This window comes from Kitasatospora sp. NE20-6, assembly GCF_045862635.1.
This window is the reverse complement of the sequence record NZ_BPRL01000021.1, coordinates 12,864-31,005: the sequence shown is the minus strand read 5'-3', so window position 1 is coordinate 31,005 and position 18,142 is coordinate 12,864. Positions and strand designations below refer to the sequence as shown.

10 protein-coding genes are annotated in these 18,142 nt (G+C 72.2%); 2 read left to right on the top strand and 8 right to left on the bottom strand.

Going from position 1 to position 18,142, the window contains the following annotated elements:
* The first annotated feature begins 96 nt into the window (after positions 1-96).
* Together SNE206_RS18125 and SNE206_RS18120 are read left to right on the top strand one after the other, a co-directional pair.
* Complete coding sequence (locus SNE206_RS18125) at positions 97-1,935, top strand: SpoIIE family protein phosphatase (RefSeq protein ID WP_407914429.1); 1,839 nt, start codon at positions 97-99, stop codon at positions 1,933-1,935.
* A gap of 278 nt (positions 1,936-2,213) precedes the next feature.
* Positions 2,214-2,618: a PPOX class F420-dependent oxidoreductase gene (locus SNE206_RS18120; protein ID WP_407914428.1), complete on the top strand. Its 405-nt coding sequence runs from the start codon at positions 2,214-2,216 to the stop codon at positions 2,616-2,618.
* A gap of 167 nt (positions 2,619-2,785) precedes the next feature.
* Here SNE206_RS18120 and SNE206_RS18115 read toward each other — a convergent pair whose 3' ends face one another.
* The 8 genes from SNE206_RS18115 to SNE206_RS18080 all read right to left on the bottom strand — a co-directional run bounded on the left by SNE206_RS18115 (position 2,786) and on the right by SNE206_RS18080 (position 17,647).
* A complete protein-coding gene (locus SNE206_RS18115; protein ID WP_407914427.1) occupies positions 2,786-4,435 on the bottom strand; it encodes a glycoside hydrolase family 13 protein in 1,650 nt (549 codons plus the stop codon).
* 73 nt (positions 4,436-4,508) lie between these two features.
* Complete coding sequence (locus SNE206_RS18110; protein WP_407914426.1) at positions 4,509-7,475, bottom strand: carbohydrate-binding protein; 2,967 nt, start codon at positions 7,473-7,475, stop codon at positions 4,509-4,511.
* Positions 7,476-7,676: 201 nt separating this feature from the next.
* Positions 7,677-8,567, bottom strand: coding sequence for a carbohydrate ABC transporter permease (locus SNE206_RS18105; RefSeq protein WP_407914425.1), 891 nt, complete (start codon positions 8,565-8,567; stop codon positions 7,677-7,679).
* A gap of 12 nt (positions 8,568-8,579) precedes the next feature.
* Positions 8,580-9,545 (bottom strand): carbohydrate ABC transporter permease, encoded by a 966-nt coding sequence (locus SNE206_RS18100; protein ID WP_407914424.1) that lies wholly within the window; start codon positions 9,543-9,545, stop codon positions 8,580-8,582.
* Positions 9,546-9,646: 101 nt separating this feature from the next.
* Positions 9,647-11,011: an extracellular solute-binding protein gene (locus tag SNE206_RS18095; protein WP_407914423.1), complete on the bottom strand. Its 1,365-nt coding sequence runs from the start codon at positions 11,009-11,011 to the stop codon at positions 9,647-9,649.
* 198 nt (positions 11,012-11,209) lie between these two features.
* Positions 11,210-12,226 (bottom strand): LacI family DNA-binding transcriptional regulator, encoded by a 1,017-nt coding sequence (locus SNE206_RS18090; RefSeq protein ID WP_407914422.1) that lies wholly within the window; start codon positions 12,224-12,226, stop codon positions 11,210-11,212.
* A 132-nt stretch (positions 12,227-12,358) separates the two neighbouring features.
* A complete protein-coding gene (locus tag SNE206_RS18085; protein ID WP_407914421.1) occupies positions 12,359-14,695 on the bottom strand; it encodes an AbfB domain-containing protein in 2,337 nt (778 codons plus the stop codon).
* A 96-nt stretch (positions 14,696-14,791) separates the two neighbouring features.
* On the bottom strand, positions 14,792-17,647 hold the full coding sequence (locus tag SNE206_RS18080; RefSeq protein ID WP_407914420.1) for an RICIN domain-containing protein: 2,856 nt from the start codon (positions 17,645-17,647) through the stop codon (positions 14,792-14,794).
* Between the last annotated feature and the right edge of the window lie 495 nt (positions 17,648-18,142).

Sequence of the window (18,142 nt, the reverse complement as noted above, 5' to 3'; positions counted from 1 at the left end):
GGCAGACCTGGGACGACCCCCCGTGTGGATGCGCCCGGCCCGGCACGGCATGATCATGGGCAGAGTGGTTCCGGTCTCTCGGACGAGGAGGACGCGTTGCCCGCGGAGGCTTCGGGCCGGGACGCCGCCGACGCCTCGATCGACGCGGCCGCGGCCGCCCTGGCCACCGACAGCGCGGAGCTGATGCGCCACGTGCTCGACGGGGCACCGGTCGGGATCGCCCTCCTCGGCACCGACCTGCACTGGGCCTACGCCAACCCCGCCTTCCGCGACGCGGCCGGACTGCCGCCGACCGGACCGACCGAACAGGACGGGCCCGCCGGGCGGGACGGGCCGCACGAGCAGCCCGGAGCGACGCGGTCGGCGGTCGGCCTGGTCGGCCGCCACGCCGCCGACACTCCCCCCGCCGTCTCGGCACCCGACCTTCCCGGCATCCTCCGCCGAGTCCTCTCCGACGGCCGCCCGCGTGACACGGACGTCGGAGGACCTGCCGTGGCCGGTCGGCAGCTGTGCTGCCGGCGCCTGGACGTCGGCGGCCGGACCGTCGGCCTGATCGCCGTGCTGCAGCAGCGTCCCGTACCCGAGGAGCACCACCGGCAGCAGCAGGAGCTGGCCCGGGCCCGGACCCGCCTGGCCGTCCTCGACGCCGCCGCCGACCGCATCGGCACCACCCTCGACACCGACACCACGTGCACCGAACTCTCCGACTTCGCCGTCCCCTCGATCGCCGACCTCGCCATCGTGGAGGTGCTGCCGCCGGAGGACGCCGAGCGATCCGCCCCGCGGACCGGCCGCATCCGGCTGCACCGTGCGGCGACGGCCTGCACACCGGCCGTCCGGCCCCACCTCGCCGCCCTCGCCCTCCCCGGAGGGCCGGTACGGCACCCGGAGGAATCCGCCGTCGCCCGCAGCCTCCGCACCGGACGCGCCGTCCACCTCGGTCTCACCGGGCCCGGCCCGTCCGCCCCCGGTGCGTCCACCCCCGGCACGGAGGCCGACCCGCCTGCCGCCGACCCGGCGACGCTGGCCGCGTACCGGGCGGCCGGCATCGACGCCGTACTGAGCGTGCCGCTCACCGCGCGCGGCCGGACGGTCGGCGTCCTCACCCTTGCCCGCACCCGCACCCGGGGCACACGCGCGGGCTTCGACGCGGACGACCTCACGACGATCGCGGACCTCGCAGGGCGCGCCGCGATCGGCATCGACAACGCCCGCCGCCACACCCGCACCCAGGGCATCACGCTGGAGCTGCAGCGTGCGCTCCTCGCCGAACCGGGCAGCCCGCACCCCAACCTCGCACTCGCCTCCCGCTACCTGCCCTCCGGCACCAGCTCCGTGGTCGGCGGCGACTGGTACGAAACGGTCCGGCTGCCCTTCGGCCGCACGCTGCTCGTGATGGGCGACGTCATGGGCCACGGGGTCGAGGCCGCCGTCGACATGAGCAACTACCGCTCGATCCTCCGCGACGTCGCCGGGATGGACCTGCCACCGCACCGCATCCTGCGCCAGCTCGACGCCCTGATCTCGGAGAACGAATCGGCCCGGCCCGCGACCTGCGTGCTCGCCCTCGCCGACCCGGGACGCTCCCGCTGGACGTTCTCCAGTGCCGGACACCTGCCGCCCGCGCTCGTGAGCGCCGACCGGCCGACCGAACTGATCGCACTGCCGACCGGCCCACCGCTCGGCACCGGCCTCGGCGGCTACGAGCAGGTGACCCGCCCGCTCCTCCCCGACCACGTGCTGCTGCTCTACACGGACGGCCTCGTGGAGCGCCGCGGCGAGGACATCGACGACTCCCTCGCCCGGCTCGCGGCGGTGCACCTTCCGGTCACCGGCACGCTCGACGAACTCCTCGACGCCGCCCTCCGCAAGCTCGCCCCGGACACCGCGGAGGACGACATCGCCCTGCTGGCCGCCCGCCAGCGCCGCCGCTGAGCCCGGACCACGGCAGGGCTGTCCGGTGCGGCAGCGCGCCCGCGCTCCGGCGCCCGGTGCGGTCGGCGCGGTCGGCGCGGTCGGTGGCGCGCCGCGGGCGATCTCCCCTGCCATCAGTCCTCCCGGGTATCTCGACGAACCGGCCTTCGTCGACAAGGAGGCCGCCACCGGGCAGGACGTTCCCTCCGACTTTCGGATCGGGCGGCGGGCCGGCGGCGGGGCGGGCGGGGCCGACGCGGGCGGCGGGGCCGCGGCCGGGCGGCACTAGACTGCCCGCCATGAACGCCACGCCCGAGGACCGGCTCGCACGCCTCGTCCGGCTCGCCTCCGGAAGTTACCTGCTCGTCACGACGTACAAGAAGGACGGCACGACCGTGCCGACGCCGGTGTGGGTCGTACGGGACGGCGAGGCGCTCGGCATCTGGACGGTGACGGACTCGTGGAAGGTGAAGCGGATGCGCAACCGGGCCGACGTGCTGGTCGGCCCGTGCGACGTGCGCGGCAGGCCGACCGGCGAGCAGGTGCCCGGCACCGCGGAGATCTGCGGCCCGGAGCGGACGGCCGCGTACCGGACGCTGCTGCGCCAGAAGTACGGGTTCGTCGGCTGGATGACCCTGCTCGGCAGTCGGCTGCGGCGCGGCGACCGGGGCACGGTCGGTATCCGGATCACGCTCGCCGACTGACGTGCGGCGGCGGGGCGGGGGCCCCGGGGCGGGGGCCCCGCCCGCCCGCGCCCCCGGGCCGCCGGGCGGGGGGCTGGGGGGTTACCGCCAGCCCCGCCGGGGCGGCCGGGGGGGGGGGGGGGGGGGCCCGGGGGGGGGGCCCCCCCCCCCCCCGGCCCGCCGGTCCGTCAGGCCTGTGCGGTGGCGAGGAGCCAGGCGCCGGCGTCCGCGGGCAGCAGGCCGTCGGTGCAGTCGGCGCTGCTGAGCACGACGTCCGCCCCGGCGGGCAGGAGCACCGGTTCCTGCGTGAAGTTGACGACGCAGGTGAAGGATCCGTCCCGGGTGAAGGCCAGCACGCCGGGCTGCGACGGCACCCAGGTGAGGGCCTCCGGCAGGGCGCCCACCCACGCCCGGCGCAGGCGCAGGGCCTCGCGGTAGAGGTTGAGGGTGGAGGCGGGGTCGGCGTCCTGGGCGGCGACCGACCGGTCGGCCCAGTCCGCGGGCTGGGGCAGCCACGGGTCGGCGGCACCGGTCGGGGAGAAGCCGAACGGCGCCGCCGCGCCCGACCAGGGCAGCGGCACCCGGCAGCCGTCGCGGCCGCGGTCGGTGCCCTGCGAGCGGGCGAAGGTCGGGTCCTGGCGCAGGTGGTCGGGGATGTCCTCGACCTCGGCGAGGGCGAGTTCGTCGCCCTGGTAGATGTAGACGCCGCCGGGCAGCGCCATGGTGAGCAGGGCGGCGGCACGGGCCCGGCGCAGGCCGAGGGCGCGGTCGGTGGGGGCGCCGAGGCGCTTGTCCCCCATGTCGAACGACGTGTCCTCGCGGCCGTAGCGGGTGACGTGCCGGATGGTGTCGTGGTTGGAGAGCACCCAGGTGGGGGGTGCGCCGACCTCGGCGTGGGCGGCGAGGGTGCCGTCGACGACGTCGCGGACGGCGTCGTGCTCCCAGGCGCAGCACAGGAACTCGAAGTTGAACGCGGAGTGCAGTTCGTCCGGGCGCAGGTAGCGGGCGAACTGTCCGGGGGTGGGCAGCCAGACCTCGCCGACGAAGGCCCGCTCGCCGGGGTAGGAGTCGGAGATCTTCCGCCAGGAGCGGTAGATGTCGTGCACGCCGTCGACGTCCTGGTAGGGCAGGTCGGTGACGTCCGGGTCGGGGCCGACGTCGGGCAGGCCGGGCTTCTTGGCGAGGCCATGGGCGACGTCGATGCGGAAGCCGTCGACACCGCGGTCGAGCCAGAACTGCAGCACCGACTCGAACTCCGAACGGACCTCCGGGTGCTCCCAGTTGAGGTCGGGCTGCTCGGGGGCGAACATGTGCAGGTACCAGGGGCCGGCTGTGCCGTCGGCCTCGGTGATGCGGGTCCAGGCGTTGCCGCCGAAGTAGGACTGCCAGTCGTTGGGCGGGAGTTCGCCGTGCTCGCCGCGCCCGGGCACGAACCAGAAGCGCTCGCGTGCGGCCGAGCCGGGTCCGGCGGTCAATGCCTCCTGGAACCACACGTGCTGGTCCGAGCAGTGGTTGGGGACGAGGTCCACGATGACCTTCAGGCCCTGCGTGTGGGCCTCGGTGATGAGTTCCTCCGCCTCGGCGAGGGTGCCGAAGAGCGGGTCGATGTCGCGGTAGTCGGCGACGTCGTAGCCGCCGTCCGCCATCGGTGACAGGTACCAGGGGTTGAACCACAGGGCGTCCGCACCGAGGTCGCGCAGGTAGGGCAGGCGGCTGCGGACGCCCGCCAGGTCGCCGACGCCGTCTCCGTTCCCGTCAGCGAAACTGCGCACGTAGACCTGGTAGATGGCGGAGTTGCGCCACCAGGCCGGTGCGGGGCTGTCGGGGAGGTGGTTCACGGGGATCTCTCCTTGATCGGGGTGGGCCGGTCCGCCCGGCGTCGGGCCGGGCGGACCGGGGGAACGCGGGGTGTTACCAGCCGCTGTTGCCGCTGCCGCGGTTGACGGCGAACGAGCCGGCGAGGCTGAGGCCGCCGGACGGCGCGCCGGTGACGGTGACGCCGCTGAAGGTGCCGGAGCCGTTGGAGTTGATCTCCAGGCCGTACGTACCGGTGTTGGTGATCTTGACGTTGCTCAGCTGCAGGCCGGTGACGGTCTTCTGGTAGGAGACGAGCACGCCGGCGTAGGTGGAGTCGGCGATGTCGAGGTCCTGCACGACGACCGGGCTGGTGATGTCGCTGCTGCCCGGGTCGGCGTAGATCCACAGGGCTCCGAACCGGCTGTTCCAGTTGGGCTCCAGGCCGCCGGTGCGGGTGAGGGTGTTGCGCTTGACGGAGGTGGTGCCGGAGAAGGCGACCGGGGTGAAGCGGGTGCTGATGGCGATGCCGGCCGAGCCGGTCACGGTGTCGGCGAAGACGTTGTCCTCGATGCGGTTGCCGTTGCCGCCGTAGATGGCGGCGGCGTTGGCGAGCAGCGGCGCCTGTGCGGTGTTGTGGCGGAACGCGCTGTTGGTGACGGCCTGCGCCTCGGAGAACATCGCGAGGGCGTCGTCACCGGTGTTGCGGATGCTGGTGTTCCACACCTCGGTGTCGGTGGTGCCCTTGTGCAGGTTGACGCCGTCGGCGAAGGTGTCGCGGATGCGCAGGCCGCCGACGTACAGGCCCTTGGTGGGGGCGTCGATCCACAGGCCGACCTTGGTGTGCTCGATCCAGACGTCCTGGATGGTCGAGCCGCTGCCGAAGTCGCCCTCGATCGCGGTGTCGAAGTTGGCGTCGTCGCGGTAGGAGACGTCGCCGGCGATGGTCAGGTCCTGCACGGTGGAGGTGCCGCCCTGGCCGAAGAGGCCGCCCTTGCCGTTGGCGCCGCGCAGCACCGTGTACCACTGGCCCGCGCCGCGCAGGGCGACGCCGCCGAGGTTGACGTGACCGGAGATGTTGAACGTTCCGGACGGCAGCCACAGGCCCTTGCCCTGCGACTTGGCGGTGTTCAGCGCGGAGTTGAGCGCGCTGGTGTCGTCGCTGCCGTCGTTGGCGGTGACGCCGAGGGTGGTGGCGGAGACGAATCCGGCGGGCATGGCCTGGGCGGCGGCGGCCTGCTCGGCCTCGACGAGGTCGAGGGTGTAGGAGGAGGCGGTGTCGGCCGCGTCCTTCTGCAGCTTGACGACCGTGCCTGCCGGGAAGTCGCCGACGAGCTGGCGGGTCTCGTCGAAGTAGTGGTGCGGGGAGCCCTGCGACGGGGTGTTGGTGTAGGGGTAGGAGCCGTACACCCAGCTGTACTTGGAGGAGAGGTCGAGGGACTTCACCCGGGTGCCGTTGGCGTACACGCCGATGGTCGCGCTGGTGCCCGCGCCGTCCGCGCTGTCCGGGATCGAGTAGCGCAGGGTCAGCGCGTTGGCGGGCTTGGTGAGGGTGAACTGCACGTACTCGCCGGTGGAGTCGAGGACGACGGCGCTGCGGCCGGACGCCTCGGCGGCGACGGTGCCGTAGGTGCGGGTGGCGGTGAGCTTGGTGCCGTTGGTGGTGGCGGCCTCCGCCTCGTACGTGGTGTACGGGAGGGTCGCGCCGCGGGCGGCGCCGACGGTGGAGCCGGCGACGTTCAGGCCGTCCAGGTCGAGGGCGCCGTTGTCGCCGCTCTCGGTGCGCAGCTGGACGGTGTTGAGGCCGGCCCGGAGCGGCAGCGTGACGGTGCTGCTCGACCAGCTGCCGTTCGTGGCGGGCAGGGTGAGCCGCTGCACGGTCAGGCCGTTGGCGCTCAGGGTGATGGTGGCGGCGGCGGATCCGGAGGTGCGGTAGCGCACGGCGGTCTGGTAGCTCGCGGCGGAGGGGGCGTTGACGGCGAGGACGGTGCGGGCGCCCTGGGCGGTGAAGCCGGTCAGGTAGCCGCTGCCCTCGAAGCCGGCCGCGGAGGAGGCGGTGGCGGGGCCGCCGGAGAAGAACGCGTCCTCGGCCTGGTGGGTGAGGGAGCCGGTGGGCGGCGGGGTGGTCGGGCCGGTCGGCGACGGGCTGGGGCTCGCGGTGCCGGTCGGGGCGGTGGGGGTGAGGCTGTCGAGGTTGATGTTGCCGCTGTCGGCGGTGGTGAAGGTGAGCGCGACGGTGTTCGCACCGGCCTTCAGGGTGACGGCCTGGTCGACGGTCGCCCAGGTGTCCCAGTTGGCCGTGGCGGGGAGCTGGACCTGGCCGGCGTTGGTGCCGTTGACGATCAGGCTGAGCGTCTTGGCGGAGCCGGTGCCGTTGGCGTACCGGACGGCGACGCTGCCGGTGCCGGCCTGGCCGGAGGTGACGGCGAAGGCCGTGGAGGCGTTGCCCTTGTTGCCGTCGGTGTAGCCGCCGACGAATCCGGTGCCGGTGTAGCCGGTGTGGTCGGTGGCGACCACGGTGCCGCCGGACAGCGCGGCGGACTCGGCCTGGAGGGTGCCGCCGGCCGGGGCGGTGCCGGTGGTCGCGGTCAGGTTGTCGAGGTTGACGTTGCCGCTGTCGGCGGTGGTGAAGGACAGCGCGACGGTGTTCGCACCGGCGTTCAGGGTGACGGTCTGCTCGCTGGTCGCCCAGGTGTCCCAGCTCGCGGTGGCGGCCAGCGAGATCTGGCGGACCGTCGTGCCGTTGACGACCAGGCTCAGGGTCTGCGCGGAGCCGGTGCCGTTGGCGTACCGGACGGCGACCGTGGCGGCCCCGGCGGCGGCGGCCTGCACGGTGAACGAGGTCTTGGCGGCGCCCTTGTTGCCGTCGGTGAAACCGCCGACGAATCCGGTGCCGGTGTAGCCCGTGTGGTCGCCGGCGACGACGGCGCCGCCGGAGAGGGCCGCGGACTCGGCCTCCAGGACGACGGACGCGGCCTGGGCGCCGGGAGCGAGCGACCACAGGGCGAGGCCTGCGACGATCGACGCGGCCGCGGCCACGGCCGTTGTTCTGGTGGTGCGGGACTTGCCGGGTGCAGAGGACACGTGGGCTCCCGAAGGTCCACCGGCGCGCGGGGGCGACGGTGTGGGGGTGGGTGGGGGTTCGGCGGCCGGCCGCGCTGAGCGGCTGTGCGGCCGGGCGCCGGGCTCGTGGGGGTCCGGACGTGGACCGGCGCGCGCCGGGTGCGGGGGAGCTGGTCGGCGCGCGCCGGAGCAGGAGGCGGACCGCGGGGTGTCCGGCCGGGGTCAGCCCTTGAGGCTGCCGGCGGTCAGACCCGCCATGATGTTCTTCTGGAAGATCAGGAAGATCACCAGGAGCGGGATGCTCGCCATCACCATGCCGGCGAGGAGCTGGTTGGCCGGCATGTCGAGCGAGAGCGTGGCGAGGGCGACGGTGAGCGGCTGGCCCTTGGGGTCGGGCAGCGTCAGCATCGGCCAGAGGAAGTCCTTCCACACGCCGACGACGGCGAAGATGGAGACCACGCCGAGCACGGGCCGCGACAGCGGCAGGACGACGTACGCCAGGATGCGCAGCGGGCCCGCGCCGTCGATCCGGGCCGCGTCGATCATCTCCTCGGGGATCTGGTCGAAGAAGCGCTTCAGCACGAAGATGTTGAAGGCGTTGGCGCAGGCCGGCAGCCAGATCGCGAACGGCGTGTTGATCAGGTTGACGTGGATCAGCGGCACGTCCACCACGGTGAGGTAGGTGGGCACGAGCAGCGCGGACACCGGCAGCATGAGGGTGGCCAGCATCATGCCGAGCACGATGTTGCCGAGCACCGGCCGGAGTTTGGAGAGCGCGTACGCGGCGGCGACGTCCACGACGAGCTGGAACAGCAGCGCACCGGCCGCCAGCATCAGCGTGTTGAGGAAGTACCGGCCGAGGCCGGTGCTGCTCCACGCGTCGGTGTAGCTCTCCGGGTGGAAGGAGTGCGGCAGCAGCGTCGGTACGGGCTCGGCGAGTTCGGCGGACGACTTGAGCGCGCCGGAGGCCATCCAGTAGAGCGGGAAGACGAACGCGGCGGTGAAGCCGACGAGCACGAGGGTCAGCACCGTGCGGTACAGGACGCGTCCGAGGGGGCGCTCCAGCTCGGCGGGGGCGACGAGGGTGCGGGCCGGGGATTCGGCGGTGGCCATGGCGGTTTCCTCTCAGCCCTTCGAGCGGGTCAGTCGCAGGTAGAGGCCGGCGAAGGCCCCGAGGACGACGAACAGGACGGTGCTCATCGCGCTGGCCAGTCCGAAGTCGTTGTAGACGAAGGCGTAGCGGTAGAGCAGCAGCAGGACGGTGACGGTGGCGTCGTTCGGGCCGCCGCCGGTGAGCACGAACGGCTCGACGAAGACCTGCATGGTGCCGATGATCTGCAGCAGCAGGGTGATCAGCAGGATGAAGCGCATCTGCGGGATCGTCACGTGCCACAGCCGCTGGCGGATGCTCGCGCCGTCGAGCTGGGCGGCCTCGTACAGCTCGCCGGGGATGCTCTGGAGGGCGGCGAGGTAGATCAGCGTGGTGGTGCCCATGTTGGCCCAGGTCGAGACGATGACCAGGGAGAGCATGGAGAGGTTGGACGACTCCAGCCACTGCTGCGGAGGCAGGTGCAGGATCTTCAGCGCGTTGTTGAAGAGGCCCGGGCCCGGATCGTAGAACCAGCGCCACAGCAGCACCGTGACGATCGGCGGCAGCATGACCGGCAGGTAGACGGTCATCCGCAGGTAGGCGCGGCCGTGCCGGAGTTCGTTGAGGACGACGGCGGTCACGAAGGGCGCCGCGAACCCGAGGACCAGGGCAAGGACGGTGAACCACAGGGTGTTGCGCCAGGCCGTGAGGAACAGCGGGTCGTCGAAGAGGCGCCGGAAGTTGTCCAGGCCGACCCACTCCGCGGGGGTGGCGAAGTTGACCTGCTGGAAGCTCAGCAGGAAGCCCCGCACGATCGGGTACCAGGAGAACACCGCGAAGGCGAGGACGCCCAGGCCCAGGAAGAGGTAGGCCACGAGGTTGTCGGTGACGCGGCGCCGGAGGCGGTCGCGGCGGGTGCGGTCGGAGCTGCGCGGCACGTCGGACTCGGTCCTGGGAGCAGGTGGCGCGGGACGGGCTGCGCCGAGGGGTTCGGCCGTCATGGCGGGTGGCTTTCGGGTCGGGCGGAGGATCGGACGGAGGATCGGGGCGGGTGAGGGCGCGGCCGGCGGCGCCGGGGGTGGACCGCCGGCCGCGCCCCTGCTCACTTGACGGAGGCCAGGATGGTGTCGGCCTTCTTCTGGGCGTCGGCGAGGAGCTGGTCGATGTTCGCGTCCTTGTTCGTCAGCACGGCCTGCATCACGCCGTCGAGGACGGTGTAGAGCTGCTGCGCGTTCGGCGGCTCGACCTTGACCTTGACGTCGGCGCTGCGGTCGACGAAGGGCTGGTAGTTCTTCTGCGGCACGTTGACGTACTTGGCGTGGGCGGCCTTGATCGTCTCGGCGCCCTTGCCGTTGAACAGGTCGGGCTGCGGCAGGCCGATCGGGATGTCGTCGGAGACCGCGGACTTCTTGGTGATCTCCTCCTCGCGGTCCGGGTTCAGGTACTTCCACTGGACCCAGGCGAGGCCGGCCTTGATCTTCGCCGGGGTGTCCTTCGGGTTGAACATGAAGCCGTCGCCGCCGCCGAGCGTGCCGGTGCCGGGCATCGCGGCGAGGCCGAACTCGTCGTACTTGCGCTCGAACTGCTTGACGATGGTGGGGATGTTGTCCGGGCCCGCGAGGTACATGCCGAGCTTGCCGGAGCCCATCATCTTCTGGACGTCGGGGATCTCCAGGAGCTGGCGGCTGCCCATGGTGTTGTCGGTCCAGCGCATGTCGTGCAGGTACTGCAGGGCCTTGTGGCCGGCCTCGGAGTTGAAGGCGGCCTTCCAGGTGGAGCCGTCCTGCGTGGCGACGTCGCCGCCGAGCGAGTAGATCCAGGAACTGAGGTGCCAGCCGCCCTGGTTGTTCTTGCTGAAGTCGGCGTAGCCGGTGACGCCGTCGCCGAGGGCGGTGATCTTCCGGGCGGCGGTGCGGACCTCGTCCCAGGTGGCCGGCGGCTTGTCCGGGTCGAGGCCGGCCCTGGTGAAGAGCGCGCGGTTGTAGACCAGGCCCATCGAGTAGTTGCCGGTGGGCAGGCCGTAGAGCTTGCCGCCCTTGTCCTTGAAGACGTCGAGCAGTTCGGGCTTCACGTCGGCGAGGGCCGGGACGTCCTTGACGTACGGGCTGATGTCGGCGGCCTGGTGGCGCTGGACGAGGCCGGCGGGGTCGGTGAAGTAGACGTAGAAGACGTCCTCCAGCTGGCCGCCGGCCAGCTTCGCGGCGAAGGTCTTCGGGTCCATCAGGCCCTCGTGGGCGTCGATCCTGATGTTCGGGTGCGCGGCCTCGAACTTCTTGACGTCGTCCTCGAAGTTCCGGCGGTCCACGGTCTGGGTGGCCGGCGGGAGGCCGTTGACCGAGATCGTGACGACGCCGCCGGCCCCCTCGGCCGAGGAACCCGAGGAGCTGCTGCCGCACGCGGTGACCCCGAGGGCGACCGCGGCGGCCAGCGCTGCGGCGGAGACTCGACGGGTTCTGTTGCTGTCCATGCTGTCCGGACCTTCCGTGGATCCTGCCGCCGGGCACAGCGATGCCCGGGAGCATCGCCGGGCCCGGCGCGGGTGGATGAAGAGGCCCGAACGTTCGGCTCCGGGCACTCGACGATGCGCCGAGCGTAGACAGCCGAAACGCAAGCGGTCAACATATTCACGCAAGGTTTTGATAGAGCGACGGGACAGCGGGGGTGATCAGTGACTGCGGACGACAGCCGGGGTGCAGGTCGACGACCGCACGATCAGCTCCGGCTCGAAGAGCAGCTCCTCGGCGGCCCCCGAACGGCCCTCCATCTGCTGCAACAGCTCCCCGGCCGCCGCCGCGGCCATGATCTGGACGGGCTGCCGGACGGTGGTCAGCGGCGGATCCGTCGCGATCATGTACGGCGAGTCGTCGAAGCCGATCACCGAGACGTCCTCCGGCACGGCGAGCCCCATCTTGCGCAGCCGGCGGATCGCACCGAGCGCCAGCGCGTCGCTCGCACAGACCACGCCGGTCACGCCGGCGGCGATCAGCCGGGACACGGCAGCTGCTCCGCCGTCCATCGAGAACATCGTGTGCGCCACGAGTCTGGGCAGGTCAGCGCCCTGCCCACGGGAGCGGAGGAAGTCGGCGAAGGCCCCGAGCTTGCGCACCGAGGGCACGTGGCCGACCGGCCCGAGCAGCATCCCGATGCGTTCGTGCCCCAGCGAGGCGAGGTGCCCGAGGGCCTGCCAGGCGGCGCTCGCGTCGTCGACCGTGACGCGCACCGCGCCGAGGTTCTCGTCCGCGGCGTTGATCAGCACGATCGGCACGCGCTGCTCCTGCAGGGCACGGCCCTGCTCGGGCCCGGCGTCGGCGTAGCTGCCGCCGACGAACACGATGCCGGCGACGTTCTGCCGGAGCAGCATCTCGATGTAGTTGGCCTCCGAGACCCCGTCGGCGGTGCGGGTGCACAGCACGGGCATCAGCCCCCGCTTGCTGAGCGCTCCGGCGAGGACCTCCGCGAAGGCGGGGAACACGGGATTCTGCAGGTCAGGCACGACGAGCCCGACCAGTGGGGCCCGTTCGGAGCGGAACTTCGTCGGTCGTTCGATGCCCAGCACGTCCAGGGCGGTGAGCACCGCGTCCCTGGTGGCCTGCGCCACGCCCGGGCGGTTCCGCAGCACCCGGCTGACCGTCGCCGTGCTCACGCCGGCGAACTGCGCCACCTCGTCCAGTCTCTTCGTCACGGGCACAGCGTACAAAGATCCACGCAAAAATGCGACCGGTCTTTGCAAGACTGGCGATATTCTTGCGCCGGGACTACGACAGCGGCCCCCGGTGCGGCGAGCGCACCGGGGGCCGGCAGGGAGCGGGACGGGTCAGGGTGCCCAGGGCCCGTCGACGGCCCAGGTGGAGTCGGCGACGTACGCCGGGGTGTTGGCGTCCCAGGTGTTGCCGCCACCGTAGGTGGAGATCCAGACCTGGGAGTCGAAGTGGCGCAGGTAGCGGTCCGGGTAGTTGTACGCCGAGAAGCGCACCCCGGCGGTGCCGGGCCGCGCGCAGAACGTCGCGTCGGCGTTGAAGAGCGCACCGCTGCCGGCCTCGCGGTAGACCCGGCTGTCACGGTGGCGCAGGTACTCGCCGGGGAAGTTGCGGGACTCGAAGGAGTAGCAGCTGCCGTCGGCGAGGCCGGGGACGATCTTCCAGGTGGCGTCGGCCTTCAGCACGGCGCTGCTGTTCGCGTCGACCACGTCGGTGTTGGCGAGGCCGTTGTAGTGCCGCAGGTAGCGGGTGGTGCAGCAGGCCGTGGTGACCCGGAGCGACTTGTAGACACCGGTCTGCAGCACCGGGTTGGCCAGGGTGGTGCGGGAGGCGTTGATCAGGGCGAGGTTGGCGGCCCGCACGCGGTTCTGGTCGACCTTGACCACCTGGCGGTCGTAGGTCAGGAGGCCGTTGGCCTCGTTCTCCACGTCGGTGATCTCGGTGTAGACCGAGGCGGAGAGGCCGGCCGGCATCTGGTTGACCCGCATCGAGTCGAGCAGGTTCACGAAGCGGTCGTTGAGCGCGGCGGTGCTCGCCTGGTCCTCGTAGCTGAAGCCGCCGCCCGGGTACCACTCGTGGCCGGCCACCTTCCAGCCGAGGCCGCCGAACTCGCCGAGCACGGCGGCGCGGGTGGAGGTGGGCACGGTCGCGCCGGGGCCGACGTAGACGTGGTTGTCGACGACGTCTCCGTTGCCGCCGTCGACGGCGCCGCAGCAGTTGACGCCGCTCATGTTGTCGACCAGGCGGGTCGGGTCGTAGGCCTTGACGTCGTTGGCGATCCGGGCCTGGTCGTACTGGCCCCAGCCCTCGTTCTCGTCCACCCACTGGACGAGCGCCGGCGAGCTCCGGTGCTGGTCGATGATGCGGTGGTACTCGGCCTCCCACTGGGTGCGGGCGGCGGTGTCCGGGGTGCGGGTGTCCATCGCCGGCATGTCCTGCCAGACGAGCAGGCCCAGCCGGTCGGCCCAGTAGAACCAGCGCTGCGGCTCGACCTTGATGTGCTTGCGGACCATGTTGAAGCCGAGGTCCTTGTGCTTCTGCAGGTCGAACTTCAGGGCGTCGTCGGTGGGCGCGGTGTAGATGCCGTCCGGCCAGTAGCCCTGGTCGAGGGTGCCGGTCTGGAAGACGAACTGCCCGTTCAGGACGGGCCGCTTGACGCCGTTGACGGTGGCGACGGCGATGGAGCGCATACCGGTGTAGCTGGCGACCGCGTCCACCGTGGTGGAGCCGGAGAGGAGTTCGGCGCGGACGTCGTAGAGGAACGGGTCCTCCGGGGTCCACAGGTGCGGGTTGGGGATCGACACGCTGAACCGGCTGCCGATCGGACCGGTGCCGGTCGCGACGGTGGTGCCGCCGCTGGAGACGGTGATCCGGGCGGTGTGCCCGTTGATCCCCTCACCGAGGACGGTCACCCGCAGCGTGCTGTCGGCGAGGTTCGGCACCAGGTCGAGCCGGGTGATGTTGGCCGTGGCGACGGGCTCCAGCCAGACGGTCTGCCAGATGCCGGAGGCCGCGGTGTAGAAGATGCCGCCGCCGGAGTGCGGCAGCACGCTGTTGTTGTTGCGCTGCTTGCCGACCGCCCCGATGCCGGTCTGGGACGGATCCCAGACGGACACGACGATCGTGTTGGAACCGCCGTTGAGGTACGGGGTGATGTCGTACCCGAAGGCGTCGTAGCCGCCGCTGTGCACGCCGCCGGCCTGCTGGCCGTTGACCCAGACGGTGGTCTGCCAGTCGGACGCGCCGAAGTTGAGCTTGACCCGGCGGCCGCCCCAGTTCGACGGCACCGTGACGGTGCGCTTGTACCAGAGCTTGTCGTTCTGGCTGATCTGGCGCTGGATGCCGGAGAGCGCCGACTCGGCGACGAACGGCACCCGGATCTGCTCGTTGAAGCTCGCGGGCTGCCCGGCGTTGGCGGCGGTGACCGCGAAGTCCCAGATGCCGTTGAGGTTCATCCAGTCGGGGCGGGTGAGCTGCGGGCGGGGGTACTCGGGCAGCGGGTTCGTGGTCGAGACCTGGGCCGTCCAGGGCGTGGTCATCGGGGAGGTCTTGGGTGTCCAGCTCGCCGCGCGGGCGTCGGGTGCACCGGCGGCCAGCAGGCCGGCGACGGCCAGGGCCAGGACGGCGAGCAGGGCGGTGATCCGCTGGCGCAGCGCGCCGGGGGGTGCGGACATGGTGAATCGTCCTCCGGGTGGAAGGGGATGGGGTGGGGTGGAACGGGGTGGGTGTGTGACGGGCCCGGCGCGGGCGCGTGGCGGGCCCGACGTGCGTCAGCGCACGCGCCACAGGTGGTCGGCGGAGCCGTTGTCGGCGTACTGCACGACGATGGCGCTGTCGGCGGTCGACATGCCGTCGACGCCCAGCACCTTGCCCGAGTTGCGGTTGCGGATCCGGAACCGGCCCGCGCCGTCGTGGACGAGCCGCCACTGGTGGTCGGCGGAGCCGTTGTCGGCGTACTGCACGACCCGGGCGCTGTCGGCGGTCGACATCAGGTCGACGCCCAGCACCTTGCCGGAGTGCACGTTGCGGATGCGGTACCAGCCGTCGGGGTCGGCGAGGAAGGTCCACAGGTGGTCGTCGGTGCCGGTGTCGCCGAACTGCACCACCTGCGCGCTGTCGGCGGTCGACATCCGGTCGACCCCGAGCACCTTGCCCGAGTTGCGGTTCTCGACGCGGAGCTGGCCGTCGGGGTGGAGCAGCCACAGGTGGTCCGCGGAGCCGTTGTCGGCGAACTGCACCACGCGGGCGCTGTCGGCGGTCGACATGCCGTCGACGCCCAGCACCTTGCCCGAGTTGCGGTTGCGGACGCGGTACCAGCCGTCGCCGTTGTCGACGAGCTGCCACAGGTGGTCGGCCGTCCCGTTGTCGGCGAACTGCACGACCCGGGCGCTGTCGGCGGTCGACATCACGTCGACGCCCAGCACCTTGCCGGAGTGCACGTTGCGGATGCGGTACCAGCCGTCGCCGTTGTCGACGAGCTGCCACAGGTGGTCGTCGGTGCCGCTGTCGGCGAACTGCACCACCTGCGCGCTGTCCGCGGTCGACATGCCGTCGACGCCCAGCACCTTGCCCGAGTTGCGGTTGCGGATCCGGTACGCGGCCCCGCCGGCCGTCCACACCGTGCCGTCCGGCGAGGCGGTGGGGAACGAGGAGATCCGCAGCCGGGCGGCAGCCATCGGGATGAGCGTGACGGTCTCGACCGCGGCGGACGAACGGGCCGGGCTGTCCTGGAGGAGCCCGACGACGTGCTGGGAGTCGGCCTGCCACTCGGCGATCCGGCGGGCCGGGGCGGTGATCCGGTACGGATTGCCGCTCTGGGTGAAGGGGTTGGCGGGCAGGGCGCCGCCGCGGGCGGTGAACGCCAGGGCCGCGGTCGGGGCGGCCGGGTCGATCGCCAGGCCGTAGTTCCACGGGGTGGTGGCGTGCACGTCGTACTGCGGGAAGACGTCGGTGCCGCCGGTGCGGACGTAGCTCTCGCCGATCTGCAGCGCGTAGCCGAGCGGGCCGCGGGCGACGCTCACCGCACGGTGGTTGGCGTCCCAGGTGCGGACGGCGAGGCGCTGCGGCAGCCGCAGGACGACCTTGTCGCCGTTGTTCCAGGTGCGGCGGACGGTGGTGAAGGCGGGCCCGGCGGGAGCGGCCACCGCCTGTCCGTTGACGGTGAGTTGCGGGTCGGGGCACCAGGCGGGGACGCGCAGGACCAGCGGGAAGGCGAGCGGCCGCGGGGTGGTGACGGTGAACGTCACGGTGTCGCCGAACGGGTAGTCGGTGTCCTCGCGGACGGTGACGGTGGTGCCGTCGGCGACCTTGGCGGCGACCGTGCAGGGCGCGTACATGGCCGCGCACAGGCCGTTGTCGGGGGTGCCCAGCCACAGCTCCTGGGCGAACCACGGCCAGCCCATGCCGTAGTTGTGCGGACAGCAGCGGTACTGGTCGACGCCGGCCATGTAGGCCTGCATCGCGAAGCCGTTCTGGTACTGCCCCTGGCTCTTGGGCTGGTTGTCGAGGTCGACGCTGTTGGCGCTGGTGATGTAGTGGATCGCCTTGCCGTCCGGGTCCAGCGACGGGGGCAGGGAGTTGAAGGCGAGCTCCTCGCAGCGGTCGGCCCAGAGCGGGTCGCCGGTGATCCGGGTGAGGAGTTCGTGGCTGGCCATGTACTCCACGACACCGCAGGTCTCGAAGCCCTGCCGGGGGTCGCCGTAGCCGGCGCGGGCGTTCTCGTCACCGGCGAACCCGCCCCCGGGGAACTGCCCGTAGCGGCCCATGACGTTGTCGTACGTGCGGTAGGCGGCGGCCGTGTCGGCGGCGAGGCCGGAGCGCTGCGCGTACTGGGCGGGTTCGCGGAAGCCCTGGGCGATGTTGACGTTGTGCCAGCTCGGCACGGTGTTCGTCCAGTCGGCGCCGTTGCGGTGGATCTTGTCCATCAGGTCGAGCAGGAAGGAGTCGCGGGTGCGGTTGTAGAGCCAGACGACGGTGTCGAGTCCGTCGCCCCAGCGCACCGACACCCAGCTCTGGTTGAAGGCGCCGGGGCCCTGCGCGTTCATGTAGCGCAGGAACCTCGTGAGGAACGGCACGATCCGGCTGTCCGCCGCGTACTCGTACCAGGAGCGGAACGCCTGGAGCAGCGGCAGGAACGGCCAGAAGTCGGGGCCGCCGCCGAGCGAGGTGCGCAGCGCGGTGGGGCCGAAGAAGCCGTCGGACTGCTGGGTGGCCACGATCGCGTCGATCCAGCGGCGGGTGGTGGCCAGGGCGTTGGCGTCGCGGGTGACGATGGCCAGATCCACGTACCCGCGGAGCCAGTACGGGACCTCCTCCCAGCCGCCGCGCTCGGGGTGGGCCCAGCCGGTGGTGGCGAGGTCGAGGAAGTGCGAGGTCTCCGGGTAGCGGCCGCACAGGCCGGCGAGCTGGAGGGCGAGCTGGCCGGCGAGCCAGCCGGACGGACGGACGGCGTCGGGGGGCAGCCGCAGCAGGGCGGTGGGGTGCAGCGGTGCGGCGTTGGGGCTGTACAGGCCGCCTGCGGCGGGCGGCAGGCCGGCCGCGGCGGCAGGGACGAGCTGCGGACCGAGTACGAGGGCTCCGGCGGACGAGCCGACGACGGTGAGGAGTTGTCGCCTGGTCAGAGGCATGCGGGCTCCGGTCGGTGGGGGCCGTGGTGGCGGCGGGCGGATCTCCGGACGGGGGTGCGCACCCGGTCGGGGCCGGGTGGCGGCGGGCAGGACGGACTCGCAGGTGTGCGGCACAGCGGCGGTGCGGGAGGCGCGGTGGTGCGGGCCGACGGCGGTGCGGCGGCCCGCTCGGTGCGGGCACGCAGGGGTGCGGAGGCGGTGCCGGGTGTGCGGTGTCGCGCGGCCTGCGGAAGCGGGCCGGGGTCGCGGCGGCGGATGGGGCCACTGCGGTTCCGGTCGCTTCCAACGTTGGAAATTGCTGCGCCAAGCGGAATGACAGCACGCGGGCAATCCCGGTGTCCAGACCTCGCGCACCGATCCGACCGATCGGATCCGGCCATCCGCGGTGCACCGTCCGGTCCCGGCGGACGCCGCCGGCGATCACCTCGCGGGCGCGGGGTTTGAACGCACCGAAGCGGAACAGACGGGCCGGTGTTCGTTTCTGTTCGATCACGG